Source organism: Gordonia zhenghanii (genome assembly GCF_021738965.1).
GTDB lineage: Bacteria > Actinomycetota > Actinomycetes > Mycobacteriales > Mycobacteriaceae > Gordonia > Gordonia zhenghanii.
The window spans coordinates 16,755-42,525 of sequence record NZ_JAKKOQ010000020.1; the positions used below are offsets into that span (position 1 = coordinate 16,755).

23 protein-coding genes and 3 pseudogenes are annotated in these 25,771 nt (G+C 61.3%); 7 read left to right on the forward strand and 19 right to left on the reverse strand.

Translation table 11 applies throughout. The annotated features are described in order from the left end of the window. Positions 1–93: 93 nt before the first annotated feature. From L5G32_RS17865 to L5G32_RS19490, 4 genes are all read right to left on the reverse strand, one after another. Positions 94–528, reverse strand: coding sequence for a MarR family transcriptional regulator (locus L5G32_RS17865; RefSeq protein ID WP_105554486.1), 435 nt, complete (start codon positions 526–528; stop codon positions 94–96). Then, a complete protein-coding gene (locus L5G32_RS17870; protein WP_181148610.1) occupies positions 525–923 on the reverse strand; it encodes an SgcJ/EcaC family oxidoreductase in 399 nt (132 codons plus the stop codon). Before L5G32_RS17870 ends, L5G32_RS17865 begins: the two co-directional genes overlap by 4 nt. A gap of 189 nt (positions 924–1,112) precedes the next feature. Continuing rightward, positions 1,113–1,649 carry an IS5 family transposase gene (locus L5G32_RS19485; RefSeq protein ID WP_372491720.1) on the reverse strand — a complete coding sequence of 179 codons (537 nt, stop codon included), beginning with the start codon at positions 1,647–1,649 and terminating at the stop codon, positions 1,113–1,115. After that, on the reverse strand, positions 1,615–2,010 hold the full coding sequence (locus L5G32_RS19490) for an IS5 family transposase (RefSeq protein ID WP_372491721.1): 396 nt from the start codon (positions 2,008–2,010) through the stop codon (positions 1,615–1,617). Before L5G32_RS19490 ends, L5G32_RS19485 begins: the two co-directional genes overlap by 35 nt. A 141-nt stretch (positions 2,011–2,151) precedes the next feature. Here L5G32_RS19490 and L5G32_RS19495 point away from each other — a divergent pair. The 3 genes and pseudogenes from L5G32_RS19495 to L5G32_RS17890 all read left to right on the forward strand — a co-directional run. Then, a pseudogene (locus L5G32_RS19495) lies at positions 2,152–2,361 on the forward strand (oxidoreductase); the annotation flags it as partial. 146 nt (positions 2,362–2,507) lie between these two features. Continuing rightward, positions 2,508–3,478, forward strand: a pseudogene (locus L5G32_RS17885) (IS3 family transposase); the annotation flags it as partial. Between the two features lie 79 nt (positions 3,479–3,557). Beyond that, positions 3,558–4,702, forward strand: a protein-coding gene (locus L5G32_RS17890) for an IS3 family transposase (protein WP_237012434.1) whose coding sequence is annotated in 2 segments (ribosomal slippage) — positions 3,558–3,825 and positions 3,825–4,702 — 1,146 coding nt in all. Because the reading frame shifts where the segments join, the coding sequence is not laid out codon by codon here. A gap of 281 nt (positions 4,703–4,983) precedes the next feature. On the opposite strand, the gene L5G32_RS17895 is transcribed toward L5G32_RS17890, so the two are convergent. From L5G32_RS17895 to L5G32_RS17925, 7 genes and pseudogenes are all read right to left on the reverse strand, one after another. Further along, complete coding sequence (locus L5G32_RS17895; RefSeq protein ID WP_308192063.1) at positions 4,984–6,819, reverse strand: TniQ family protein; 1,836 nt, start codon at positions 6,817–6,819, stop codon at positions 4,984–4,986. Then, positions 6,707–8,266 carry a TniQ family protein gene (locus L5G32_RS17900; protein ID WP_265739182.1) on the reverse strand — a complete coding sequence of 520 codons (1,560 nt, stop codon included), beginning with the start codon at positions 8,264–8,266 and terminating at the stop codon, positions 6,707–6,709. Before L5G32_RS17900 ends, L5G32_RS17895 begins: the two co-directional genes overlap by 113 nt. Continuing rightward, positions 8,266–9,219, reverse strand: a complete 954-nt coding sequence (locus L5G32_RS17905) for a TniB family NTP-binding protein (RefSeq protein ID WP_237012436.1) — start codon at positions 9,217–9,219, stop codon at positions 8,266–8,268. The genes L5G32_RS17900 and L5G32_RS17905 overlap by 1 nt, the downstream gene beginning before the upstream one ends. A gap of 101 nt (positions 9,220–9,320) precedes the next feature. Further along, positions 9,321–11,495 (reverse strand): transposase, encoded by a 2,175-nt coding sequence (locus L5G32_RS17910; protein ID WP_372491722.1) that lies wholly within the window; start codon positions 11,493–11,495, stop codon positions 9,321–9,323. 1,370 nt (positions 11,496–12,865) lie between these two features. Further along, a pseudogene (locus tag L5G32_RS19500) lies at positions 12,866–13,336 on the reverse strand (transposase); the annotation flags it as partial. Next, the gene (locus tag L5G32_RS17920) at positions 13,261–14,304 is read right to left on the reverse strand and encodes a hypothetical protein (protein ID WP_237012437.1); all 1,044 of its coding nucleotides are present in this window, start codon (positions 14,302–14,304) and stop codon (positions 13,261–13,263) included. The pseudogene L5G32_RS19500 and the gene L5G32_RS17920, both read right to left, overlap by 76 nt. Positions 14,305–14,472: 168 nt before the next feature. Next, on the reverse strand, positions 14,473–15,045 hold the full coding sequence (locus L5G32_RS17925) for a TetR/AcrR family transcriptional regulator (RefSeq protein ID WP_237012438.1): 573 nt from the start codon (positions 15,043–15,045) through the stop codon (positions 14,473–14,475). Between the two features lie 81 nt (positions 15,046–15,126). Between L5G32_RS17925 and L5G32_RS17930 the strand changes: the two genes are divergently transcribed. Further along, positions 15,127–15,903 carry an SDR family oxidoreductase gene (locus L5G32_RS17930; protein ID WP_237012439.1) on the forward strand — a complete coding sequence of 259 codons (777 nt, stop codon included), beginning with the start codon at positions 15,127–15,129 and terminating at the stop codon, positions 15,901–15,903. Next, positions 15,896–16,294, forward strand: a complete 399-nt coding sequence (locus L5G32_RS17935) for a GlcG/HbpS family heme-binding protein (RefSeq protein WP_237012440.1) — start codon at positions 15,896–15,898, stop codon at positions 16,292–16,294. Before L5G32_RS17930 ends, L5G32_RS17935 begins: the two co-directional genes overlap by 8 nt. A 687-nt stretch (positions 16,295–16,981) precedes the next feature. On the opposite strand, the gene L5G32_RS17940 is transcribed toward L5G32_RS17935, so the two are convergent. The 5 genes from L5G32_RS17940 to L5G32_RS17955 form a co-directional block, all read right to left on the reverse strand. Further along, complete coding sequence (locus L5G32_RS17940) at positions 16,982–17,371, reverse strand: helix-turn-helix domain-containing protein (RefSeq protein WP_237012441.1); 390 nt, start codon at positions 17,369–17,371, stop codon at positions 16,982–16,984. Next, positions 17,368–17,793 carry a type II toxin-antitoxin system RelE/ParE family toxin gene (locus L5G32_RS17945; protein ID WP_237012442.1) on the reverse strand — a complete coding sequence of 142 codons (426 nt, stop codon included), beginning with the start codon at positions 17,791–17,793 and terminating at the stop codon, positions 17,368–17,370. The genes L5G32_RS17940 and L5G32_RS17945 overlap by 4 nt, the downstream gene beginning before the upstream one ends. A gap of 507 nt (positions 17,794–18,300) precedes the next feature. Beyond that, positions 18,301–18,516, reverse strand: a complete 216-nt coding sequence (locus L5G32_RS19505) for a zinc-ribbon domain-containing protein (RefSeq protein ID WP_372491723.1) — start codon at positions 18,514–18,516, stop codon at positions 18,301–18,303. 527 nt (positions 18,517–19,043) lie between these two features. Then, positions 19,044–19,514, reverse strand: a complete 471-nt coding sequence (locus L5G32_RS17950) for a hypothetical protein (protein ID WP_237012443.1) — start codon at positions 19,512–19,514, stop codon at positions 19,044–19,046. A gap of 9 nt (positions 19,515–19,523) precedes the next feature. Further along, positions 19,524–21,323 carry a hypothetical protein gene (locus tag L5G32_RS17955; protein ID WP_237012444.1) on the reverse strand — a complete coding sequence of 600 codons (1,800 nt, stop codon included), beginning with the start codon at positions 21,321–21,323 and terminating at the stop codon, positions 19,524–19,526. Between the two features lie 445 nt (positions 21,324–21,768). Between L5G32_RS17955 and L5G32_RS19290 the strand changes: the two genes are divergently transcribed. Beyond that, a complete protein-coding gene (locus L5G32_RS19290) occupies positions 21,769–21,900 on the forward strand; it encodes a hypothetical protein (RefSeq protein WP_265739185.1) in 132 nt (43 codons plus the stop codon). A 154-nt stretch (positions 21,901–22,054) separates the two neighbouring features. Here L5G32_RS19290 and L5G32_RS17960 read toward each other — a convergent pair whose 3' ends face one another. The 3 genes from L5G32_RS17960 to L5G32_RS17970 all read right to left on the reverse strand — a co-directional run bounded on the left by L5G32_RS17960 (position 22,055) and on the right by L5G32_RS17970 (position 23,862). Next, positions 22,055–22,252, reverse strand: coding sequence for a hypothetical protein (locus tag L5G32_RS17960; RefSeq protein ID WP_237012445.1), 198 nt, complete (start codon positions 22,250–22,252; stop codon positions 22,055–22,057). Between the two features lie 293 nt (positions 22,253–22,545). Next, positions 22,546–23,187 (reverse strand): MspA family porin, encoded by a 642-nt coding sequence (locus L5G32_RS17965; protein WP_237012446.1) that lies wholly within the window; start codon positions 23,185–23,187, stop codon positions 22,546–22,548. 396 nt (positions 23,188–23,583) lie between these two features. Next, positions 23,584–23,862, reverse strand: coding sequence for a hypothetical protein (locus tag L5G32_RS17970; RefSeq protein WP_237012447.1), 279 nt, complete (start codon positions 23,860–23,862; stop codon positions 23,584–23,586). A 386-nt stretch (positions 23,863–24,248) separates the two neighbouring features. Here L5G32_RS17970 and L5G32_RS17975 point away from each other — a divergent pair, with 386 nt between their 5' ends. Beyond that, positions 24,249–24,824 (forward strand): hypothetical protein, encoded by a 576-nt coding sequence (locus L5G32_RS17975; RefSeq protein ID WP_237012448.1) that lies wholly within the window; start codon positions 24,249–24,251, stop codon positions 24,822–24,824. Positions 24,825–25,771 lie beyond the last annotated feature (947 nt).

A 25,771-nucleotide genomic window follows, 5' to 3' on the forward strand; every position in this document is an offset into this window, starting at 1 on the left:
ACGCTCGCTGGATAGGGAACCCGATAGGGACGAAACTCAGAGCGATTCAGTTCGCGTCGTGACTGAACATGTTCGAAGGCTGGTTCTCGGTTCTCACCGCAAGGCGAGCTCATCGAGTGCCGCGCTGAGCGCATGAGCCAACGCCTGGCGGGTCGCCGGCGACAGTGCGGTCATCTCAGCCTCGGCATCGTTGTAGCGCGCGCGCGCGAGCCGCTCCAACAGGGCTCTGGTCTTCGCAGTGACAGTGATCGTCTTGCTCCGCCGGTCGACGGGACTCTTAGTACGGCGTAGGTAGCCCGCAGTTTCCAGACGATCGATCATCTGCGTCGCAGAAGGTTGTGACAGCCCGAGCGAGAAAGCGATCGTCGAGGGAGTCGATGCCGCGCCGCGCGCCACTCGATCAAGCAGGATCGCCTGGGTTGCCGTCACCGACGCTGCGTCGAGGACCGCCAGATCACCGCGGCGAACGCTGCGCACCCGGTCCGAGACTTGCACGAACAGCGCAGCGAGATTTGCGTCGTCGGTCATAGGTGCGGAGCGTTGAACATTACCTTTGCCGACTCATCCATCTTGGTGTTCTGGTAGGCGGTACAGAACCACCGCTGTCCACGACGTACGAACGTGAACGTCTGAAACTTGTCGTGAGGCGTATCCTCGGCACCTAAGCCGCCGACGGTGGTGAACACTGCCGAGGTCTCCGAAAGCTGCACCTTCCGGATCGGCGTCACCCGCATCTTCTTTCCATCGAGCCACTTCGAGAAGATCTCCGCGTGGCCCTCGACGATTCGCTGGCGGCCGTGCTGCAGCTCGCCGGACCAGGCCACGTAAGTCGCATCCTCTTCGAACTCGGCACCGTACGCCTCGGCATCTGCGTTGTTCCATGCATCGCGGATGCGGTCCAAGCATGCTTCAGGTGTATCCATTTCCGTCATCCTCCCGAGTAGTTGTCTCCATAGTAGTTCACGCGCATGAAGCATTCAAGTGGTGTGATGCATCGCTGGGGGTGGCTCGTGCTCGTGTGATCTTGATCATGATGTCCTCGACGGTCTCAGTCCACATGAACGGTTGGGGGTCGTCGTTCCAATGTGAAGCTCAGTGGTCGATCGCGCTCTCTAGGACATGGCTTGTAAGCATCGCTGGGTCCAGGCGATCACCGCGTTGAGCACCACGGCGGCGCGGAACACGATCGCGAGCTTGTCGTAGCGCGTCGCGAGCCCACGCCACTGCTTCACATCACTGAAGCGCCGCTCCACGACGTTACGCCCCTTGTATTCGACTGCGTCGAAGCCAAGAGGGCGCCCGCCGCGCGACCCGCGTCGTTTGCGGTGAGCCTGCTGATCGCGCGGTTGCGGGATCACGGCGCGGATCCCGCGATCGCGCAGGTGGGCGCGGATTGCGCGGGAGGAGTACGCCTTGTCTCCACGGACCGCGTCGGGACGCGTGCGGGGACGCCCGAGTGGGCGCGCGACACGGAGCCTGGATAGCAGTGGCAGTAACGCGGGCGCATCGCCGGACTGGCCGGGCGCAACGGCGACCACCATCGGGAGCCCATGGTCGTCGACAAGCTGGTGGATCTTCGTCGACAGCCCGCCGCGGGAGCGTCCGACCGCGTGATCAGGCTGCTCGACGGCCGGATCCGTGTAATTCAATCCAGCCCCCTGTGGGGCGCGTGACATTGGTCGCGTGCTGATGCGCACGGGCAATCGACGAGTCCGCCGACACCGTCCAGCCGATCTTCCCGTCCCGATCAGCGGCGGCCAGCAGCCTCTGATGGATCTGGTCCCAGGTGCCGTCGCCGGCGAGGTTGCGGTGCCACCGCCACACGGTCTGCCATGGGCCGAACTCTCGCGGCAGGTCGCGCCACGCAATCCCGCACCGGTATCGGTAGATGATGCCCTCCACGATCGCCCGCGCGTCCGAGAACGGGCGGCCCTGGCGGCCCGTTCGGGACGGAAGGAACGGCGCGATCAACGCCCACTGATCATCGGAGAGGAGCTGGAAGCGCGACACCCCTCCAGAGTCTCAGCCAGACCGCTCAACCTTTATAAGACACGCCCTAGCGCAATCCCTGCCGCCGGCGAGGTCCACGCCGTACACACCACTCTGCCGTTCCCGAAGCCGCACGCCCTCACCACTCTCGAGGTCTCCCTCATGCGAGATGAGTTCGTGACGGCGGCCAGACGCGCGATCGACGCCGGTCTGGACGCCGTGGAGCTCCACGGTGCCAACGGCTATCTGCTGCACCAGTTCCTCGGGTCCGGCTCCAACCGCCGCGCCGACTGCTACGGCGGCGGCCCCGAGGCGCGGGCACGCTTCGTGGTCGAGACCGTCGCGGCGGTGGCGGACGAGATCGGCGCGGAACGAGTGGGCATCCGTCTCTCGCCTGGTGCCAACATTCAGGACGTCATCGAGACCGACCCGGCAGATCTCCGCGCCACCTACTTGGCTCTCGCTGAATTGCACTGGGTTGGTTGGAGTCTCCATCGTTTGGAAACGAGGATGTACTCATGCCGAAGGACACCAACCCGGGCAAGCCGACCACGCGTCGCTATAGCCCTGAAGAAAAGGCCTCCGCGGTGCGGATGGTCAGGACCCTGCGGGCCGAGCTGGGCACCGATCACGGCACGGTGAAGCGGGTGGCGACCCAGCTCGGGTACGGCACCGAGTCTGTGCGCTCGTGGGTGCGTCAGGCCGATATCGACGAGGGCCACGTTGCGGGGGTCAGCACGAGCGAGTCGGCGAGGATGAAGGCCCTCGAGCAGGAGAACCGCGAGCTCAAGCGGGCAAACGAGATATTGAAGCGAGCTGCGAGTTTCTTCGGGGCGGAGCTCGACCGCCAGCACAAGAAGTAGCCGCGTTCATCGACGCCAACTGCGATGATGTCGTCGCGGGTCGGCGTTTGGGGGTCGAGCGCATCTGCGCAGTTCTGCAGGTGGCCCCGAGCAGCTACTACGAGGTCAAGAAGCGGAAACCATCGGCACGGTCGAAGCGCGATGAGGTGATGGGTCCAGTCGTCCACGCGTTGTGGGAGGACAACTTCCGCGTCTACGGGGCACGAAAGATCTGGAAGGCGGCCCGGCGTGCTGGCCATGACATCGGCCGGGACCAGGTCGCCCGGCTGATGCGCGCCGCCGGGATCGAGGGCGTCCGGCGCAGCAAGCGGGTGCGCACCACCAAACCCGGCCCCGGGATGCCGCGCCACCCCGACTTGGTGCGCCGTGACTTCACCGCCACGGAGCCGAATCAGTTGTGGGTCACCGACCTGACGTTCGTGCCGACCTGGGCCGGCGTCGCCTACGTCTGCTTCATCATCGACGCCTACTCACGCACGATCGTCGGGTGGCGGGTCGCCTCACACATGCGAACCACGATGGTCCTCGACGCGATCGAGATGGCCCGATGGTCACGCGGCACCCAACTGACCGGACTGCGATGTCACAGCGATGCCGGGTCGCAGTTCACCTCGATTCGCTATGGCATGTTCCCCGTGAAGTGGTCCATGGTGTTTTAGAGTCCTGATTGCCCTGGTGAGGGCTGAGAAGGGACGATGAGGGATCATGGCAGGACGTAAGCGTCACTCGGCGGAGGACATCGTGCGCAAGCTGCGCCGGGCCGACGAGCTGGCCGCCGAAGGCAGGACTGGTGAGCAGATCGCCGCGGACCTGGAAGTGTCCGCGGCCACGCTGCATAACTGGCGTCGCCAGTACGGCGGGATGGACCGCGACGCGGCCAAGGAACTCAAGGAGCTGCGCGAGCAGAACGGCCGGCTCAAGCGACTGCTCGCCGATGCTGAGTTGGAGAAGGACGCACTGCGGGAGATCGCGAAGGGAAAATTCTGAGCCCGACGGCCAAACGCGCCGCTATCGACATGCTCAAGGACGTCAAGAACCTGTCCGAGCGCAAGGCGTGCAAGGTTGTTGGGCTTTCCCGGTCGGCGTACCGTTCGGTACCGCTGGCGCAGACACCGGCCGACCCCGACGCCGGTCTACGCGAGCAGCTACGCTCCTACGCCCGTAAGAATCCCCGTCACGGGTTTCGGCGGGCGTGGGCGCACCTGCGGTTCGACGACGGCATCGAGGTGAACAAGAAGAAGGTACATCGGCTATGGAAAGAAGAAGGGCTGCAGGTCCGGCGCGGGCCGCGCCGTAAACGGGCCGGGCAGTCGTCAGTGCCGGTCGTGGCCGCTGACGCGCCGAAGGTGGTGTGGGCGTTGGACTTTCAGTTCGATTCGATCGTCGATGGGACGAAGATCAAGATCGCCTCGATGGTCGATGAGCACACCCGGCAGTCGTTGCTGAACATCGTGGATCGCTCGATCACCGCCAACCGGCTAATCGAGGAGCTGGAGAAGGCGTTCGCGATCTGGGGTGGGCCGCCGATGGTGCTGCGCATGGACAACGGCCCGGAGTTCATCTCTGAGGCGCTGCGGGACTTCTGCGCAGGAACGGTAGGCATCTCCTACATTCCGCCCGGTACACCGTGGAACAACGGGTTCATCGAGTCGTTCAACAACCGGCTCCGCGACGAGTGCCTCAACCGGAACTGCTGGCCCACGCTCCTGGAGGCGCGGGTGGTCATCGCCGACTTCAAAGACGACCACAATCACCGGCACCGACACTCGGCGCTGGGCTATCAAACACCAGCCGAGTACGCTGCCCGGTGCACCCACCGGCACCACCCCGTCGGGTGCGAGATCAACTGATCAACAACAAGTACGAACTGGCTCTAGAACGACCTGGACCGGATATCGGGGACCTGCCAGCATCGCACCCGACCACCGGGTCGGGGAACTTCCGGGACGAAGGATGTCGTCGTTGCGGGAGGCCACGGTGAAGGCCTGCGGCGTAGCCGTGGTCTGGGCAACCAGCCCGGTGTGGGTGGGAAGGTCCGTCGCCGATTGATGTCGGTGGTCGAGGGCGGAGGGCCCGTAGTAGTCCGAGGTCGGGAAAGCCGGCTACATCCTGAACTGCGGTTCGACGCCAGTCAATTCGAGCATTTGTTTGCGAGTTCCCCCAATGCGCGTACCAGCTCCTCCGGAAGCGTGTCACGAAACACTCGATAAGCCGCCTTCGATTGCCTGGTGACCGGTGGCGGCCATGCTGGACTGGTATCCAACACCCCTTGTGCAGCTTCGCACCACATCCATGTCACCGCGTACGGCAGCGCGACGGCGCGCCTCCTCGGACTCGCCGACCGTGCCCAGTCAGCAAACCAGGTGTCGGGTGTATTGGCGAGCTTTATGACTTGTCTCTCGAGCGCCCGGTAGTCCCGTCGATGCGAAAGTTCTTTCGCTGCCATGTTGGCGGCGTCCGCGATCTCTCGGGGACTCGCAGTCAGCCGTGTGCTCGCCGCTCGCGCTGTTCGTCTGCCGATGTCCGGGTCGAGTGAGATACTCGCTGCCGCGGCGGACCACGTTGATCCCGGTCGCTGTGCGCGCGCAATACATAGGGAGGCGTACAGCCGCCCTGTGCTTTCCTGCGTTGTCAGCATCCCACCGAAGTGACGGCGGTATGTGTGCTCGTCGAGAAGTTGAGGGATCGCGGATAGCGGCAAGTTGGTCAACGCGTCGTGGTGATCGATCTGAAGGCCGACATGGCGGCGTGCTGAAAGCACCTGCATCACCAGCCGGCCCAACACCGGACTCGGTGCCGTGCGATTGACGATCCATCCTCTCGGACCCTCAGGGACGTCCGAGATCAGGTCGAACCACTCGGCCAACCGCGCCACGGCGTCCGCGATCTCTGGACTGGCCAGAATCCCATCCGCCTCCGCCAATGCTTGCCCGCGGACAACCGCACTTGTCGGCGGTTGAATACCCCACCGAGGCCCTCGAAGTTCGGTAGTGCGGCCTGCGGCTTCGGCTTGGAGCTCTCCGGCCCAATCGACGGACTCCTGCGCGCGAGCCCGGGATGCGAGGTGAAGCAGAAGAGTGGTCAGGTTCCGGACTTCTGCCAGGTACGCGGGAGGCGCGAGGACGGCATTGAGAACGCTTGTTTCTTCGCCTTGGATCGCGGCCGTAACCCGTGTTGCGGTCTGCATTGCACCTCCGGATGCAGGCGTCGGTTTCTCTCTCAGGATGGAGTGTCGGCAAGCAGCGGAGAATCCGAGCGGGTTCCCGCACGGCTGGTGTTCGTCGATGAGAGGTCGCAGCGGGCTGTAGTGCCGCGTCCGAAAGCGATTACCACAACTTGAACACTCAGCGACCAGGTAGACGCCGTGGTCGGGACACACCGTCGAAACTGGCAGCTTCCACGACAGCTGCCAGATTCCGTCGTGCGACAAGCAGAGTGGGCACAGTTGCGTCCCGTGCCGCGGAAACCACCCCTGACAAACAATCGCACGATAGCTCGCCCGATCAAGCGGGTCGAAGCCATCGAGAGTTAGTGGCGTGCCTCCGTCGTAGCGCATCAGGGTCGAGTTCTCGACGGCTGCTGCACTCAACCCGGTAAGGCTTGTGATTCGACCAACAAGGTCATCGCTGGGCCGAACGAGCATGAAAGCCGTCGAGGGCGACGATCCGTCCCGGTCCTCCTTGAGCATGCGGACAAGATTTCTGGTCGTCAGATCGTTCACAAGTGCAATCCGCTCGAGGTACGAATCAAGGGACTCGCGCGGATCAATCGCGATTCGAGCGGGCAACATTGGCTCTGGCCCTCCGTCCAAGTCGCAACCTGGTGGTGCGGCGGTAGTCGGTGCACTGGATATATCATGCGCCCACGCGAGTCCGGCGTTCCTCGCGTACTCCGTCCGGAGCCACACCGCTGGACTGTGGACGTCCAACCCGGCGCACAAGGTCTTCATCGGCGTCGCACAGAGCATCCGCGGCGGTGCGAAGGACAAGACGGCCTTCTGGGTTGAGTGCAGCGTCAAATGCCTTCAAGTGTTCGGCTGCTAGCGGTGCCCGCGGACTGTCGCAGGTTGCATCGAACCACATCCAAGATGCGGCGAGCCGGGCGCAGCCATCGAAGTTCCGGGCGGCTGCGGGCAGGGTGTCGGCCAGGGCCAGCGGGACTGCTTCAATGGGTCTTAGCACGTCGCGTCGCTTACGGTAGTTGACGAGGTCATCGAGACATAAAGCTCGCGCCAAATTCATCGCGTGGGCAGTGTCGCTCTCGCGATAGAAGATCGGAGTCCACTTCGGCCATGCCCCTGTGTAAATCGAGTAGCTGCCAGCTTTCGTCAGTCGGTAGGTCGGCTCGTCGGCAATGCTCCACTCATCTCGCAGCCGAACGCACTGACTAAGGAGTAGTGCTACCCGGGAACGCCACAACCACTGGGCAGGCTCGAGCACGAGCGGTTCGCCTTCTATCCGGTATATCCCTGGGATGTGGTCAAGCGTCAGTTGAGTGTGTCCAAGCACCAACCGGATCAGATCCTCGCCGCGTGGATGGCGGACTGAACTCGTCGGTAACTGCATGGTCTTGACGGTCTTCGCGCCAGTGCGGAGTACTTGTCGAGTGAAGACCTGCGTATCGGGTATTTCAGAACTCGCAGCTCGGACAGGAGTGGGACGCGGATGTGGCGCTATTCGTGGTGTTACCCATGCCCGCTGTTCTTCCCAGGCCATTGTGATAGCCAGTGCACGAACGGCAGGAGAACGCGGTAGCTCTTCCTCGGACTCGCGACTCATCGCAAGATCTGCCGTCGCAGTGGTCACCAACTCCGTAATTGAGGGGTCCCAGTGTGTAGATCCGCGGCTGAGTCGACGAGCCACCGAGGGGAGCTCCACGCGGAGACACTCAAGTCGGTCGAGTGCGTCATAGTCATTCACAGACCTGTGCGCAGCCGATGAGACCTCCTTGCAGACCGACAGAATCCGGTCGGGAGCTCTGGGCAGCTGGATGATGCCACTACCGGGCATTCCGATGAGGTGCCCGCAGTGAAAGCAGACTGGGGACAAAGCCAACGCCCACTCTCGCCGTGTCACTCCAATTGGTGCGCAGCGGCAATGCTGACCCCAGTTACGCGCCAGCCACCCTTCCTTCGCGCGCACTCGACTATGGCAGTCATCAAGAGTCATCATCGAAATGCGAGAGACTGGTTGGCGCGTCAGCGTGGCCAGGTGCAGAATCGCCTCGTAGTCAGACGCAGATCGGGATAATTGATTTCGGCCAAGGATCTTGGTGACGGTGGTGCAGTTAGCTGTGGCCGCACGCATTACAAAAGATTCCAGCGATTCATCCTCGGCCGGAATCGGCCGGGCAGGCAGGTAGCCCGCACGAATCTCTCGCGTCGACACTCCATCTCTTTTGCCAGCCGGTGCCATCACGCCCTGCTTCGCCTGCTGCGGCGCCGACGATCGATTTCCGCCTCTGCGGTGTGCGCACGGTCACTGAGACGGACGTCCTTCAGGTGGTCTGCGCAGATCGTGTAGGTGCCGTCGGTGATCGCTGCGAGCGTCGCAATGCGGAGGAGTCGTGTCGCGTCACCGACATAGCCCTGAGTTCGCTTCCAGATGGGGCCCGCAAGTTGTGAAGTGAAAAGCCCCTCGCTTGCCCGAGGTAGATGAGGAAGGAGATGGCCCTCCAGTCGATACATAAGTTGCTGCCACGCATGTTGCTCTGCCGATGTTTCGATGCCGTATGGAGCGAGATCCATCGGTTGGAGACGGCCCACGATCTGAGCATCACTCATCATTGGACTCGTTCTGAGGTCTGTCCCCACCAGGATCAAGCTGGCGTTGAACTCGCCCAGCTCGGTGTTCATATACTTCACGTGGTCGAGGACCTCGCGGCCGCCCTTCCAGTTAGTACGCAGCAGATGAAAGTCGTCGATGACCAGGGCGCGCGCGCCATGACGCGCCAATGCCCTGACCGCGGCCGTTGACGTCTGGTGGGCGGCACCACTAGCCGGTAATCGGAAGAAGTCGAGGACTTGGGAGTTGAACCCCTTGACCATCGCCCCAGATTGCAGGTTGAGCCATACGACAGGGCATAGGTCAGCGTCGATCGTTGGCTGGGGGTTCCATGTAGGCAACTCGTCAGGCCCCGTTGGGGAGTCTGCGGTCCATTCCACGTACTTCTGCATGGCCCAGCGGCGGACCGCCGTGCTCTTCCCGAGCGTGTTGGCACCTGCAACTGATGCAATTCCCTTTGCTCCCGGACCCGTTTCAGCGTTCTCGTCAACGATCTCGTTAAGTCGGTCGGCCACAACACGTGTCTCAGCGGTCTCGATGTAGAGCGCATTGAGCCATCGGCGCAGGACGCCGATCGCCTGCACGTGCCCATCTGATGTCATCCGGGCCCAACATGCTGCGGTATGGCGAGGCGGTTCGGGCAGCTCCGGTCGAGTGCAGGCTAAATGCCACGTGTGAGAGTCCATTAACTCTCAATCCACATGGTCGGCCACGGAACATCGAGGATGTCCAAGGGAACCTCCAAAGTTGACTCGGCATAGGCTGCACAGTCGCCGCTTTTCTGAACGGCTTCTACGCCAGTAGCACGTTGAGCACTCTGAGCTTCTTCGTGGTCCTTGCGGGACTGCTCTACCCTGCGATGCCCGGCTGACAATTTTGCAGTCCAGTCGACCGGAACGGGTCCAGAAGTAAGCTCGGTGAGCTCGTCAAGGACCTGCCTCTGCGCCGAGCCCCGACTCAGAATACGGTTGCCGCCGCGGTCACGGACGCGCCGTCTGACTGCCTGAACGATCGTCTCAGTCATCGGCGCGTCCGTGAAGAACGATCCTCGCCACGTTATGGGGTGCACTCGACCGGTCTCGGGGTGCCGGAACCAAATCCTCGAGAGGTCATGTGGGTCGACGAGAAAGGGAACCTTGCTGTCGTTCCTGAACCTCCCCCGTGCAACGTTCCGGAAGCCGTCGAGTATCTTGTCGTCGTAGACCATATCGGCAAATTCGACACCTGCGACTCCGACCGTGCCCCACTTGACCGGAAGCATCTGGTAAATCAGATCTGCACGCTGCGGTACGTCGATACGGCCGGTTACGTCGAGCATGATGTCCCAGACTTCCAATGGACTGGTGCGAGCGGTCGGCTCATCGCCGATAACTAGGCCTGTGTGCCACGACCGGTGGTAGTCCAGTGCGACGAATCGCCGTAGGTGTTCCTCCAATTCCGCTGCCGTGACCAAGGCCTCTTCGGCGACCAGTCGACCGCGCTCCGAGGTGTTGCGACCCTTGTAGCCAGAGAGCTGTTGGACGGCCCGCTGGAGTGTCTCGTGCCAGCGTTCCACGTGCGGGTTGTCCGTTGGTTTCTTTCCGCGACTAAGAAGCAGGTCAATCCCGAAGTCGCGCAGGATCGCTCGGAAGTGATCTGACACGAAGATCGAACCGTGGTCGGCGCGGATCGCATCCGGCATGACCCCTGGGATCTGGTGGTCACCTTGAAGCGTCGTGAAGTCGGGTGCAACCGTTCTACGCCCGACCTTGACCGCGACATCAGAAGCGTCAACGACTTGGGGCAACCCGGCCCAGCGCCAGTCGCTGATCGAGGTGCCATCCACTGTCATCGAGAACGGGCGGCAGATGTCGTAAAACAATAGCCCGGCATCGATTCCATCAGCACTCTTCGGCACCACGCGCAGCGCGAGGATTACTCGCGTGGCGACGTCGATCGCAGTGAGGATTTCGACGCTGAAGGGTCGCCCAAGAAGAGGGTCGTATACGAGGTTGTCAGCCCTGGTGGCGTCGATGGCGACTATCTGCCCGGGTCTGATTGCCGGGAAGTGTTCTTTACCGGATACCCGCTGTAGCGACCGAGTTCTCTGGCTGCGGGTCGTTGCGCCCGCGCCACGTTTGAGGTGCGCGAGATACTCCGCCGTCAACCGCTGCGGCGTGGAGACATTCAGGTGGCCTGCACGCTTGAGCTCAACTTTGATCCGACGATCGAGCTCATTGATACTTACAGTTGCCCGATCTCCGTCGAGCGTGGCGAAGACCAATTCAGCAACAGTCCGATAGCGCTCATCAATTCGCTCCCATGTCTGTACGCGACGCAGCGATCTCGCATCAACGAGTCCGAGTAGCCCATCACGCTTCCACGCACGCACCCAGTTACGGATTGTGCTGTCGCCCGGAGCCGACCGCGTGATCTCACCGTTCGCGATGCGACGTTGCAGTGCACGATCTCCCACAGCTTCCTGCTGTAATGCGACCGCCATAGCTCGGCAGCGCGCCGCCTCTGAGACACCGAAGCCTTCGCCGAAAGGTGGCCGCGGCTCACCGTCGCGCGCAAGTTCGGCGTGACCGTCCCGGAAGCCGGTCAGTATCTCTTGCACGATCTCTAGTTTGTCGAGTGCGGCTCGACGCGTTTCCTCGGACAGACCATCCCAGTACGGGCGGAGCGCAGGCCTGATCGGCGTTACTTCGCCATCGACGACAACACGCACCTCTGCGAGCTCGGGCCAATCGACGTGTAATGAATCGCCGACGCTGGTGCGGAGGTCTACGCCAGCCGCCGATACCGTTGTCACCAAACCTGTGCCCCACTCGGTCAAGAGTCGGCTACCGACCTCGACCACTGTGCGACTGGTATCCATCAGTGTGTCGATCCTGATCGAATCGGTGTTTCGACTGTTAGGCGCTGAGACAGGTTGGCGACCAGTTCGGTCGACCAAACCATATGCCAGACCGTTGCGACGACTTCTCCGTTACCGGAGTCCAGGCGAAATACCGATCCGAGGGTCGCTCCCTCCTGAGCTGCGACGGTCGCGATCCGGCCTGACACTTCCTCGTACCAGGAAGGCTTACGCCGATAGCCATGCAGCCAGAGCAGATTCAGGCGTTCTGTCCGTCCAAGCCCGGTGAATACCTCGTGCCGCCATCCCACCGCCTCGCATGCTGCGTCGACCACCGCGACTTTGGACCTGAACGGTCGTCGATCCTGTGCTCAGGCCGCGCGTTCCACAGCGTCACATTGCCGCTGTCGTCAAGACTGAGGAGATCCGGAACGTTGCGCACCTTACTGGGACGCGTTCTGCCCACCTCACAAGGTTGTGGCACGAGCGCAACTACCTGTGGGATCCGGTCAAGACTTCGCAACAAGTCGTGTTCGAGGCCCGATTCGAGCTCAACGTGGTCGCACATCGTGACTGAGTAGGCACTGACAGGTATGTGACGCTGCCGCTCTGAGGATCGGGGCCGACGGAATGGGACGACGCGTTCGGCATCAGGCGGGCCGTCTCTCTTCCAATTCCACTCACGGGGCGCCACATCGTCCGCGAACCGGAACCGCCACATCGGAGCGATCGAGTCGGACTGCTCAGCCAATTGGTCCCTCCTCATCCCGCGCGGGAACTAGCAGCAAATCTATCAAGGATTCGAGACGGCGGTAATCGTTCACGCGAATCAGACCAGGTCAGCGCTCATGCTTGGCACCCAAGCTTGTTTAACAAGGTAGGTCACTTTGTTAATCTTCGCTGCATCTCGACAGCGATCGCCTCAGCTTTTCTGTAGGTTCCTGCAGGGTCTCAGATTTCGTGGCGCTGTCTCACCAGACCTGGCATCACCGCGGCATCTGTGCCAACTACCTGAGACACGCCGGATGACGTCCCACGAAGTCCGACCAGAAGTGGCAGTTTCAGGACTGTGCCTCCCGGAGACAACTCGGGGCCCGCGGTGGAAGTCACCTACCGTCGCGGGGCAGATGGCTGCGAGCGAACGACCGACTTCGCGACTGCGTCCAGCGTCGAACTAAACGGCGCCGATTCTTGGCGGACCTTTCGCTGGTACTACGGCCAGAAGCACTACTCAGGGTGGTACTGGGCGTCCACCGTGCAACGCCTGGTGATCTACGAATCACGCCTTGAGCTTGCAAACCTGCTCCTCGCTGACTTCGACGCCGACGTTCGAGGGATCGCCGCCCAACCGTTCCGGCTGACCACAGAAGTCGACTTCCCGGCAGGTTCGCCTGCGACAGATACGCCGCCGCCCGCCGCAGGACCTCATTTTCCTGCTCTAACAATCGGATTCGCTTGTTCGCCTCCCGCAGCTCCGCGGACTGCCCGCTCGTCATGCCGGGCTTGTTGCCGTCGTCGACGTCGGCGCGACGCATCCACTTCTGCAAGGTCATCGGGTGCACCCCGAAGTCCTTCGCGATCTGCTCGATCGTCACTCCGCTCTCACGGTCTCGGGCAACCCGGACCAGGGACTGCTGCATGGATAGGTGACACTCTGGTCTGGCTGGCCTGACGGGTGGGCCTAGAAGGCAAGGTACGTTCTCGTCGCTCCCAGTTGCACGTCGTTGAGCGGAGTCTGGTGCGCCAAGGCGTTGCGTACGTCGCGGAAGTGTCCGAGCCGTCGCTGCTACTCGCGCGAGAGCCTCACCGACGCCTTGTGGCTGAGCCAGCACAGCGATCCGATCTCGATGATCTGGCAGCATGGGTCATCGAGTGTCGCTAGATCGGCGGCAGAGATCATGTCGCGGATCGTCTTCTCGAAGTGGGCGCGCTCTTCGTCGACGTGACTGATGAGGGCGCGGTTGTGTGCGAGCCATAGTCGCCGGTGAACTTCGGCTTCGTCGATGGCTTGCGGAGCCCACCTGATGTGGTGGCCCCACCGGTCAATCTGGCCCGTTCGCCAGGAATTTTGTACGGGTGGGGGCGGCGATGATGGCAGGCGCTCCCCAGAAGCGTGAACCCACTGGCCAGCCACCGCTGAGTCGATCGAGTCCCGCGATCGCTGCCATTGCCCGACCATGGCCATTGCGCTGTCGGTTCGCCGGTCCCAGTTGTCGACGAGATGACCCAGAAACGGCAAGTCCCAGCCCGATAGCTCAACAGTGACCGCCGCTGCAACGATGTCATCCAACGGCTGCGAAACAGTTGCGGTAGACAACCGTAGTTCGGTGTCGAGCCGGTCGAATACACCCCACCACCAGTGCACGCTAACCACGGTCGGGTCCAGCCTGTCGATCACCGAGCGGTCGGTGTACTCGAGGGATGTCGCAATCAGGACGGTAGGGATGCGATTCGGCGCGAGGGTTGACGCCCGAGGTTGCGGTACCCAACGGTTGATGATATCGCCCGTGTCGGGGTGCTCCCACGCTGGGACGATCACTGTCTGACCGTGCCAGCCCGTCCAGTTGATGATCGTGTCCCAGTCGTCGTAGTCGATCAGTTCCGCTCCGCACGCACCGAAGGACGACAGGACTCGAACAGGAAACACGTCATCAGCCTGCTCGAGGGCACAGCTGGAGGTGATCGTGGCCGTGAGCTCGTCAAGGATCTGGTCGGCTGTTCCACTGGTGATGGCTGGTCGGGAAAGACGACGACCACGACAGGATTCGAGCAGCGCGATCGGATGCACCAGATGCCGCCAACCGGCCTGCACCACGAACAGGGCCGCCACATGTGATCCAACTGTCAGCTGGCTTCATGCCGCGCGCGCTTTAGAATCTGGACTCGCTCGAACTATGCCGCTAGATCACCACTTGTGGCGGGGCCGATCGCTTACCAGTAGTTGAACCCAAGTCTGCCGAACTATCAATGCTCTGACCATTGTCCCTATTGCTTCATATCATCGTGGAGCGGCGAACGTCGACTCCAAAGATGCAGCGGCGTGCGCGAGCATGGTGCGCCGGATTTCATCACTTTTGACCTTGGATGTGGAGAGCAACGCTGGTGACGCGCTCGCCCACGCAGTGACGAGCCCCAGAATCAGAGCAAGAACGTCTGTTGCGTGGTCACCGAAGCGCAGTGACAGTGCGTCGACCTTTCGACTGTAGGTATCGGCTTCATCCGCGGTGGCCGTGGGCCGTTCGAGGTTGGCCCACGCAGTCAGCCGTAGCGCATCCGGTTCTGCCTGCAAATAGTCGAACAGTCTGGTCGCATACCCCGTGAGGTCGTCAGGTGTGAATTGCACCGCTTCGGCCATGGCTGCCAGTACGCCGCTGACGATCATGTCGAAGAGCGTTTCCTTCGGGCCGAAGTGCATGTAGATCGATCGCTTGTTCGCCCGGGCACTCTCCGCGATCCGGTCGATTCTGGCACCTGCCAACCCGAAGTCGGCGAACTCGCGCTGCGCTGCGATCAGGATCCGCCGCTTGGTCTCTGTTGAATCAGGTGGCACAGCCGCAGAATACCCCGACACATACGTAACTAACTAGTTATTGACATAGTTGCTTTTGACCGGCATTCTCGAGGTGCAACACAACACTGCGAAAGGAATCTCATGTCCAAGAAGATCCTGATCACCGGCGCTAGCTCCGGGTTTGGTCTCGGTACCGCTATCGAGCTCGCCCGTGTAGGCCATACTGTCGTGGCAGCCGCCGAGACGTGGCCACAGGTCCGCAGCCTGCGCGCCGCAGCTACGGCAGCAGGAGTCGAACTGGAGGCGATCAAACTCAATCTCCTCGATGAGATCGATATCGTTCATGCGGGAAAGTGCGATCCGGACGTCCTCGTCCTCAACGCAGGCGTGATGGAGGGCGGTTCTGTTGTCGATATCCCGCTCGAACGGGTACGGCAGTCGTTCGAGATCAATGTCGTTGGACATCTGGCGCTGGTCCAGGCGATCGTCCCCAAAATGGTGGCCCGAAAGTCCGGCAAGGTCGTCTGGACCTCTTCGATGGGGGGAATCCTCGTGGTGCCGTTCCTGGGGGCCTACTGCGCAACCAAGCACGCTATTGAAGCCATCGCTGGTTCGATGAAGGCTGAACTCGAGCCACACGGAGTGAAGGTCGCCACGGTAAACCCCGGCGTTTTCGGGACGGGCTTCAACGATACCGGTGCTGAGAGCTACGTCCAGTGGTACGATGCCGACACCGCAACCGTGCCCATGCCCGATTTCAGCGGCAGCCTCGACGATCAGGCCGATCCTCAAGAAATGATCGATGCGATGGTCGAGATCATCCCCGCCGACGAGCACCTGTACCGCACCATGCGCCCCCTTGCCACGATCGACGCCGCGAAGCAGTGGCAAGACACCGAATGGACCCAGAATGCCTGAGATCACACTGGAGCATGCCAATCGCCTGATCATCCAGGGAATCACAGCAGCTGAGGCCGAGGGCATGAACGCTGTCTTCGCGGTGCTCGATAAGGGTGCACACCTCGTCGCCTTCGTGCGCATGGATGGTGCATGGCTCGCATCGAACGAACTCGCCATAGCGAAAGCACGAACGTCGGTGATGTTGCAGGCACCCACGGCCGCGCTCGCCGCTCCCGTCGAGCTCGGCAAGCCCGCGTTACACTTCGACCACATTCACTCTCCCGGCCTGCTACTGGTGGGCGGAGGTGTCCCGCTGTTCGACAACGACGGGAATCTGATCGGCGGGCTGGGTGCGTCAGGCGGAACGCCAGAGCAAGACGACGCGCTTGCGCGCGCCGCGATGGCGTGACCGCAGTGGAAGGTCCATGGACTTCCAGAAGGGAGCGGACTCAGAAGTGAGCGAAAGCGGCTCCTTCGACGAGCAGAAACCGGATGCTGGACCTCGATACCGAGTGGCCCAAATGAACGTGGGACGGTCTCCTCGCCGTTGGAGCTGCTTTTCGACCACGGACACATGACAACGACTATGAACCGCCTTGCGTGTGGTCGAAACTGGACGGGCACCATCGGTGCGCAATTCCAGTACGAACACAACCAAGACGGCGGGAATGCGATCGGATTCAGCGCAGGCTGGGGCGGGCTGAGCGTTAGCTACGATGGCTCCCCGAGTACATCGAAGAAGGGGACCGGCCCGTCCGACTTCTCGGTCGGATAGATAGGTGTGGGTCAAATGACCGGACGAGTGGTCTTCCTGCCGTGGGCAGCTCTCGCAGTTGCTGTAATCATCGCTCTACTGACTGCCGGCACAGGAGTGGAGACCGGCGACAGGCTGATGGTGATAGCCCTCGTCGCCGCGCTCGTTGCTGCCATCCAGGGGAACGCAACCCGGTCGGCAGGACCGCCATCTGAGTAGCTCCGGCTACGCGGGGTCCCGGTGGCTTATGCGCGGGCGTAGCAAGATGGGCAGGCGGTATGAAGGGGCGGTCAACGGTCAGCTCGTACGAGACCTAGCGGTGGCCTCGCGGCTTCATCGAAGTTAGACCGGCTGTGAATACTCGGTGCCAGCCTGCTCGCGACTGCCGTGCTTTTCGGCCCCGATAGGCCGATCGCTCTCGACTTCGTACGCGCCGATAGGAAAGCTGGTTCCGTCGGGAAGGCGCGCGGCAATGACGAGATCGAGGCCGAGGGCTTCAACGTACCGTTGCACAGTTTCGACTTTCGCAGCACTCAGCCGCCCGCGCTCGAGGTTCGAGATTCGGGCTTGCTTGACCCCGATTCGGTCCGCGAGATCTGTCTGCGTCTCCCCAAGAGATTCACGGATCTCACGCAACCGGTAGTTGCGCTCCGTGGCTGCCATCTCGGCCTTAATCCGCTCGACGCGCTCTCGGTTGTGCGGACGGCTAGCCCGCAGTTCGTTCAGGTTCATCGTCGCCTCCCCTGCTTCCCTTTTCTCGCGGCAGTCTTCTTCGCCGCCTTGGCCTCTGCGTTCTGTCGCCGCAGTCCATCTTGATGATCTGTGAGTAGGTCATCAGCGATGGGAGTGTTTTTCGAGTACCACTTCTTCCAGTTTCCGGCTTTGTCGCCCGCGACCAAAATGACCGCCTTCGAATCGAGATCGAACGCGAAAAGTAGCCGTAGTGCGCTTCGACCCGAATCGCCCTGGGGTCGTAGTTCCTTCATGTTCGCGTGAGCAGAACCCTCCACGGTGTCCACGAACGGCCGACCCAGCGTCGGCCCTCGCTCTGCCAGATACTCCAACGCGGCCAGCACCCGCTCGAATTCATCGTCTTCTAGACTTCCGAGCCAGCCGTCGATGAGATCGGTACTTACCTCCCATGCCCGAGACACACGCGATAATATCACTTGTAAGTTATGTTTGCTACTGGCTTGAGCCTGATTGTCCTCCAAGCTGCATCGACCACACGAGGAACCGGTGTGCTGATGCCCGGTCAAGGACGCGCTTGTTCCCATCCTCCGCGAGGTCATGCTCTTGAAGCTGCACCGCGATGTATAGCGAGCGCAGTTCTGAGACGGCAGGAGAGACGATAGGCGGCCGCTATTCCGGGCGGGGAACAACAGTGGCCGACTTCGCCTCTCCTGCCGTCGGTGAGTGGTCTCCTCCGGGGCACCCGAACCTCGGGGGTCCGGCAGAGGAAACCGCTGGTCTTGTCTCGGTGTGGAGGTCAGCCTTGTCGGCGTGCCAGTAGCTTCCGTCGTACTCGATCGCGACCTGGCGGCCATCGATGCTGACCATAAGGTCGACTGTCCAGGATGAGGCTCGGGCGAAGGCGTCGCTGCGTACGCGACGTCCGGAGAATGCCTCTCCGAGCACGACGCGGCATGCGTCGAGATGCATCAGCTCGACGTGAGACTGCCGGTGACCTGACACTCCGGGCACGTCGATCCAGACACCCGTGAGACCGGAGTAGCCGACCAGCGATGCGTCGGATTTCCAGGGCAGATCCACTCGACGTGCCGACCGTCGTTCGGCCGGATGTGCCAGGGCGAGAGCTCGTTGTGTGGGTTCCGCTCGGCGGCAACCTCGGGATAGTGGTAGCCGAGGCTGTCCAAGACGGTGTCGCACTCAGGACAGCGCCGACGGGTGTGCTTGTCGCGCTCGCGCGGTGTCTGCTGCCACTCTTGGCCGCCAGTTCGGGTCGAACCACCAGGCCATGCGGCGCGACTCAGGGCTGGCCTGCGCCGCGGTCCAGCCCCGTTACGAGTCGGGTGCCATTGAGCGGCGATCTCGGTATTGAGCCTGGAGACGTCTACCTCGGCGGCGGCCTTGCGTGTGGCGTTGGCGCGACAGGTGGGCAGCCGCGCTCGAGCCAGCTGATCGGTGAGATCTTCGGGTGATGACCTTTTTCGCAGCGGAAGTTGTACATGCCGCGGGCTGGTAGCCGCCTGGGTAGCTGGGATTGCGGGCCTGGGATTCCGCTGACGGACTCATTGGGCGGCGCTTCGTCCGCCGTACCGTATCGCAAATGGGTGATATCGCAACATTGTTGCGGACTCGATTAACGTTGCGCGACAACCTATACGAATTGATCAGCGATCGGGGTACCCGATGAATTATCGATCGTTGACGCGACAACTCTTTACCAGATTGTTTTCCTCAGAAAATACGGTTCTGGAATCGAATCATTTTTATAGTAATGGTAGAAGATGTCAGCGGCTTCTTCGGCATTGAACACTTCATCTGAGAAAATGAGGGTAGTATTGTCTGCCCGGCGTACCTCCACGCTAGGAGAACCGGACTTATCTCTAGAATCTGCAGGTAGGCGACCCACCGTGTAAAGGCAGGCAGACTCGCCATGGCCGGAACGGACCTCGACCGTCATCGCCTCAGAACTACCGGCAGCCTGAACAAAGTTCTCCCGACTGTGGTCCAACTCCTCCTGAGAAAGGTCACCGTTCCACCCCGGTCGTATCAGCTGGAACATAACCCCCATATAGCGATTCTCGCCATCCATCACTTGTAACGGAGTTAGAAAACTATAGAGATCCTCATTGGGGCCCACCCAAGAAGCGTATTTGCCATTATCGATGATATGTGTGGGAACTGCCATGGGATACTCTCACTTACCTTCTGATTTTACTGCCGGAACATCGACATCCCGGACTCTTACTACGTCTACTTCCCTTCCATCTGACAATTTTACCTTAGCTGGATTTTCTGGGGATACGGCGTCGTCGAATGCCCGTTGGTTGGCGCTCTTTGTTCCGTTTCCGCTTTTTATTTCAACTCCAGTGTAGGTGCCATCCCTGTTAGGGATGAGTCCGTCGTAGTATCGTCCGTGGTTGACGCCGGGGACTGTTGCGCGCTTTTGGTCTCGGATGAGTCCTGGGTTTTCAACCTGCAGTTCATCGAGTCCTTGTTGCTCGGCTGCTTTTCCGTTTTGTGCGCCGTTCGGTCCGGCGAACTGTCCCAGCTCGTTGCGGCCATCCCCGCGGTCGTCTGAGCTGGTGTTGTCGATTGCCGTCGATATTGCGGCGCCGGCAGCCCAGATTAGGAGTCCTCCGCCGAGGATCCAGGGGGTTGCTGGTCCTGTGCCTATACTGCGGGTTGACAGTCCGCTGCCTGTGGCTACGAGTACTCCTGCGAGTTCTGCTGCTGCGCCAGGATCGGTGGGTTCGGTGTCATCGGGCGAGTTCTCGAGGGATCGGACGTGCTCGCCGATCGTCTCGCGAAGTCGGAGGGATTCCTCAGGTGTTGGATCGGATAGGGTGGCTATCTCCTCGGGTCTGAGGTCTTGCGTCCACTCGGGATGCGATCCGTCCCCGTATTTGATAACACCGAACTCTTGGCCGAGTTCTTCCCAGGTGACGAGCGTGTAGATCAGCTTTCCCTGGGTGTCTCGCACTTCAAGGTATTCCAGAGTCCTGTTCCCAAGTTCGGGCAGGGTCTCGGTGTATCGGGTTTCGCTGGAACCGTCCTTCATTGTTGTGATGACTGACGGGGTGTTGGCCGGGCTCGTGCCCTGTTCGACTCGGTCGATCGACAGTGACTTGTTAAGCGTGGTCGATTCCAGGGTTTGCCCGTTCTCGATATTGACGTGGAGGGTGTCGTAGACGAGTCCTCCGTCAGCGGTGCGCGTGACCGTTGCGGTCCCACCGTTTTGTAGGGCAAGCGCTTCGCCAGGCTCAGGCATGTCGACCGTCAGATTGGTGATGTCCTGCGCAGTGAGGCCATCGGCACTGGTGGTTGGAACGAAGACCGTCTGCCCGTCCGGGCGTGTCTCGACCCGACTGTTCGGAACCAACGTCGTGAGCATCCCCTGCTGCTCAGCAGTTAAGGGCGTTTCGGTGACGACGGGATCGCCGTATCGCGGGGTAACCGCATAGATGTTGCTTCCGGTGACCGAGCCGTCGGGGTTGGTGTTCCAGCCTTGTTCGTGGCTCCACGTGTTGCCTGATGAGGTGATCGTGGGATTGCCGGGCGATGGTGGGTCGGCCAGGACGTCAGGGATATCTTGTGCGGTGACTCCACCGCCAGGCGGTATGTCCGCTGGTGGAGCATCTTGGGTATTCGCGGTGTCGAGGTTCGGGGTAATCCCTGGCATCAAATCCAGAGTGTCTTGATCGACCCACACCCGTTCACCCTCTCCGTTGTAAACCCACGGGTCGGCCAGGATCGGGAATATCGCGTTGTCGGCCGGTTCGAGATGCTGGATGAGGTCACCGTTCTCATCGACCGTGTACCAGGTCTTTTGTGGCCGTCCGGCGGCATCGAAGGCCCACGGACGCGCGACCTGACGGATCGCGTTGCCGTCCTTGTCATAGATGATCGCGGACCCGTCGGGGTTGACCTTGGTGTGCCCGCCGGGTGGGACGTTCATCGCGAACCTATAGGTGGTGGGCGAGGATTCGTCGTGCATCAACACCATCCGCGACGGACCGACCGTCGCTCGGGTGGATCCACCACGCTTGAGCAGTGATCGTCCGCGTGGGCTGGCCGCAGCGACGGCCGCAGCCCCGGCGATAACCCATATCGGTAGCGGGATCGTCGGCTCATCGTCCGTCGACGGACTTAGAAGCGCTTCATCGCTCGATCCGGAGTGAGGCTCACCGACCGGCACATCCGCCGGGGCCGTCGTGTGGCCGGGCGACCCGGCATCTCGCTGGCCGGACTGGCCGGGCTCCTCACGCTGTCCGGGAGCCGGGGTAACCGTGATCGTGCCGGGTGCCTGTCTGGTCGGTACTCCAGGTGGCTGCCTGTTCGCGGGTGCTTGTGTGTTTCCTGGCGGGCGGGGTGCTGGGGTGGTTCCGCCGATGATGGGTGTGCCGTTACCCTGCCCCGGTCCCGGTCCAGCATCGCCGCCGATGACTGGGCCGTTCCCTGACGGGGCTCCCGGAGCATTCGGGGTGTTCGGCTGGGTCGGCATCGTCGGCGGCGGCGTGTACGTGGGCACGCTAATGCATGGCCAGCTCGGCCCGTACTGGGCGCGCATCTGATCACACAACGCATCCGCGCCAGCATCACCAGCACCGCCGGTGAACCCGGCAGTAAGGATCGCACCAGTGAAGCCGAGTGTTCCGATACCGGCAGCGAGCGCTGCCCCACGACGTCTCGCCCCGCTAGGCATGCGAGCGGTCTTGTTCGTGCTGCTCATGACTGGCCCTTGCCGCGCACAGCGCTCCAGATGGCGTCGATACCGGTCCAGAACCAGCGGCCACCGATCGACATCACCATAAAGAACGCGAGGAAGACCAGGACGGTTCCGTGCTCATCGCCCCACCGGGCCAGGTTCGGCAGATTCCATGCAGCGACCACCAGAATCGTGCACCCGGCAATGAACGCCAGCATCGTCCACACCGACACCGACCGATCCACACCTGGCGATTGCTGATCGGTACTACCGGGCGGAGGGGGCGTTGGACTGGTTACCGGAGGCGTAGCGCCACCGGTCTGTTGGTCTTGAGCTTGGCGTGAATGCTTGGGCCCATAAGGTGTGGTCAATGGTTGCCTGCTGGTGTTGGTGGTCATTTCACGTCCCCCGGAGTGTGTGGCTGGTGCCGAGCGGTCAGATGTTTCCGATTGAGTGGGTTAGCGGGCGCGGGCACGGGCTCGGTAGACGCGCACACCTGGCTAAGGCAGGGTTAGAGCAGGTGGGGTGTGCCGTACAGGTTGAACGTGTTGTCGTTGGCCTTGCTGGTCATCGCCACCCGCACATAAGCCCGCACGGCAGGGCGTGCACCGACGCATCCGGCGATCTCCACGCGGACTCCGTCCAATCGGACACCGGCCGACGGGCCTTGCAAGGGCTTCTGCCCGAACGGGACATCCACCGACACACCGTTCTTCAACGTGGTGGAAATATTGGGCATCACCTGCGCACCCAACACCACAGCGGGCGGATACGAGATCGACATCTGCGCCGTCGGACCGCCGGTGACTCCGACGTTGACCCCGTCCATCTGCCACTGGCACGAGACCTGAAAGCCGGTCGAGACGACCGCGGCGTCGACGGGGACGGTTCCGGTACCGGACAGTGCTGCGGCTCCGCGCAACGATAGGAACGCTTCGTACGAACCGTGACCACGACTCAGAGCGGGCACGCTGCGGATCTTCTCGCCGGACTTGGACAGTGTCACCGTCCAGCCGTCATCAGAATGGCGCGTCACCGATTTGTCAGCGAACGACCGCGTCGGACCAGCCGACGCATCACCCGCCGCACCGAACCCAGCAACACTGATAAATGCGATTACGGCCGCGCACATGATGCCGATTGACTTGTTCACGATTTCCCCCACATTTCAGACGGCAACCACACCAGGAAACATGCCCGCGGCCCCGGCCGGTCCTGCATCCAGAGCTCGTATATCTACGAGACCGGATCCCGCCGGAGAACCCGGACGATTCCCCCCGAATCGCCCCAACAGATGAGACAGACGCTACAGCCGGTAACAGGAACAGGCAACTGCCGGGCAAATAGTATGGCGCATGTCACATCTGGTGGTGACCTGGTTCCGGTGCTGGTGCTCGTGGGCGAGGGGCGTGTGTTGACGAGTGGTATGCGTGCATCGGTCTCGTCGTTCGCGGTGCGGGGTGGGCGTGGACGTGCAAGTGCCCCGCATCTCGATGTGAGGTGCGGGGCACTGTGGTTGAAACGATTCGAGTGAACCGTCTGGTGCTGGCTACGGCCAGTACTGGGCGATGCTGATCGGCTTGTCTGGTCGGCTGGTGTGGATGCCGATTCCGGCGCGCCCGCCCCGGTGTGATGCCGCCTCGTTGACCAGTCGTTGCGGGGTCGTGTAAATCATCTTCTTACCCCTGCCGGGAACCGTGACTGGCTGGTACACCGAGTCGGGATTGACCGAGACCATGCTGTGCTGGCGGACGGCGGGCTGGTTCAGGAAGTTGGCCAGTCCCATGCGGGCGGCTTGTTTGGTCTCACTGACGGTGAGCCAGACCATGACGTGGCTTCTACTCTGGACTATCTGAACTGCATTGGCTTCTCCCGCAGTCGAGATAGTAGCGGTAGCCCCGAGTGTTCCGATGGCTGCCGCAGTACACACTCCGGCGATGACTTTCTTGACTGACCCCACGATCGGCCCCCTTCTAGTTATGCAGTGCGTACCCGCCGGCCCCCAATGAACCGACACAGCCACGACTGGTGGGGCAAACATACAACAGGATCCAGCAAACGCATAGAACAGTTAAATCCGACAGAGGACCCTCGCGGTGATCACCGCACTGACGTACGCGGCCATCACCGTCGACCGACGGTCGAGGCACCACCGCCCCTGATCTACCCAAAACACCCACCCCCGACCCGTCGAACCCACCCGTACACCCGAAGATGCCCAACGAGGAACCCCCATTCGGCGTCCCACAGACCCCACACGGCCCCGGCCGCAGTGAAGGAGACGACGCACCACCCGAAGCCGACGACATCCTCCGCGACCTCATCGACCGAATCATCGTATCGATAGCACCAAACGAAGAGGGCGACGACCAGGGAGACGACGGCAACAGCAACCCCGACTATCCAGAAAAGCTGCCAACAGGCGAAGTTCCTATCCCCGGCCCCGACGACCCGCGATACTATCTCGTACAGATGCTCGCGATATACCGTCGAATATACTGGGAATCGACGGGTCACAGCCCAATTGGAAAAGTCCTCCATCACGCCATCGAACAAGCCGTATTCGACTACTTTCCTGAGATATTCGACAGCAATATTCGAGACTCCCCGGGGAATCTTCGTGCATTCCGGATGAGGGACAATCCAAGGATTCATCTTTCCTTGTTTCGGCAAGCCTGGGACTACATATATAAGAGACTTGGTATTACACCCGGGAAAGACGGTGGATCTATTCCAGCTGAGCGTCTCCCTGAAGTGATTCGGGGGATCGAATCGGGGTGCTATTATTAGACATCCTCGCTGGGGAGTGGATGGTGCCTCCTCCGCCTATGTCAGGAAGTAGCCTCGGTGATGATATTCTTAGGTCACTAGGAGTTCCTGAATCGACTATTGAACAGATTGCACAAGGTGTCGCCCCAGAAGATATTCTGGAATTTCTGAAATCCATAATCGACAGTTGGATGAGCGAAGTACAGGCTATTCAGTATCTATAGTCCACAGAACTATAGAAGGATATGAAGTGACTTTCTATAGATTAGCCTACGCCGCAAATACTCATGTCGAATATTTAGACGGGCCAGGGATCGTCGATGGTTCTATTACTGAATTCTAGCTCGATTACACGCCTCACCGGGAGGTAATCGGGAGGCACGGAATATATGCGCTCACTGAACCGCTTGCAGAGTCAGTCGTTGAGCACGGATTTTCTGGCTGCCGTTTCGAGGGGCAGTTTCGCCAATTTCGAGCTACGCTGATCCCGAGATGGAAATAGTCCTTCCCGAACTACGTCGAATCGTAGTAGAAGGTCTGTTCATGGAGGACGATTTTGCGGAAAAGAACGGTGATCTAATTGCTTCTCAGAGAGTGTACGACCTGATGGTCGACCGGGACCCTGAGATTGCGATATATTCACGTCAATTGAGAGAGGATGGGACGCCCGTCGTTAGGCCAGGTTGGAGCGTTATCTGAAAGGCAAAAGGACTCAGAGGCCCACGCCCTGCCCCGCAGGGAATGTGAACTGACAAATAGCCCGGAAACTCAGGGGGTAGCCGGAAACCGCCCAGTTCTACTGACATCCACCCCGGAAAACACCCCATTTACTGCCGAATCCACTGACATGTAGGTTCCGCTGGGGCTTGGCAGTATCCAAACGCTCTACCAGTGGTTTTCCAACCCGTGGCAGTGACAGACTCCGGCGAATCGTGGCAGTAATTCGAATGCCATATCGAATTCCATTA

Excerpts from the sequence above, each read along its gene's own strand:
- L5G32_RS17865 (WP_105554486.1), bottom strand. The coding sequence starts at position 528 with ATGACCGACGACGCAAATCTCGCTGCGCTGTTCGTGCAAGTCTCGGAC.
- L5G32_RS17870 (WP_181148610.1), bottom strand. The coding sequence starts at position 923 with ATGGATACACCTGAAGCATGCTTGGACCGCATCCGCGATGCATGGAAC.
- L5G32_RS17895 (WP_308192063.1), bottom strand. The coding sequence starts at position 6,819 with ATGCTCTGTGCGACGCCGATGAAGACCTTGTGCGCCGGGTTGGACGTC.
- L5G32_RS17900 (WP_265739182.1), bottom strand. The coding sequence starts at position 8,266 with ATGGCACCGGCTGGCAAAAGAGATGGAGTGTCGACGCGAGAGATTCGT.
- L5G32_RS17910 (WP_372491722.1), bottom strand. The coding sequence starts at position 11,495 with ATGGATACCAGTCGCACAGTGGTCGAGGTCGGTAGCCGACTCTTGACC.
- L5G32_RS17930 (WP_237012439.1), top strand. The coding sequence starts at position 15,127 with ATGTCCAAGAAGATCCTGATCACCGGCGCTAGCTCCGGGTTTGGTCTC.
- L5G32_RS17935 (WP_237012440.1), top strand. The coding sequence starts at position 15,896 with ATGCCTGAGATCACACTGGAGCATGCCAATCGCCTGATCATCCAGGGA.
- L5G32_RS17940 (WP_237012441.1), bottom strand. The coding sequence starts at position 17,371 with ATGAACCTGAACGAACTGCGGGCTAGCCGTCCGCACAACCGAGAGCGC.
- L5G32_RS17950 (WP_237012443.1), bottom strand. The coding sequence starts at position 19,514 with ATGGCAGTTCCCACACATATCATCGATAATGGCAAATACGCTTCTTGG.
- L5G32_RS17955 (WP_237012444.1), bottom strand. The coding sequence starts at position 21,323 with ATGCACGACGAATCCTCGCCCACCACCTATAGGTTCGCGATGAACGTC.
- L5G32_RS19290 (WP_265739185.1), top strand. The coding sequence starts at position 21,769 with ATGACTGGGCCGTTCCCTGACGGGGCTCCCGGAGCATTCGGGGTGTTC.
- L5G32_RS17960 (WP_237012445.1), bottom strand. The coding sequence starts at position 22,252 with ATGCTGGCGTTCATTGCCGGGTGCACGATTCTGGTGGTCGCTGCATGG.
- L5G32_RS17970 (WP_237012447.1), bottom strand. The coding sequence starts at position 23,862 with ATGGTCTGGCTCACCGTCAGTGAGACCAAACAAGCCGCCCGCATGGGA.
- L5G32_RS17975 (WP_237012448.1), top strand. The coding sequence starts at position 24,249 with ATGCCCAACGAGGAACCCCCATTCGGCGTCCCACAGACCCCACACGGC.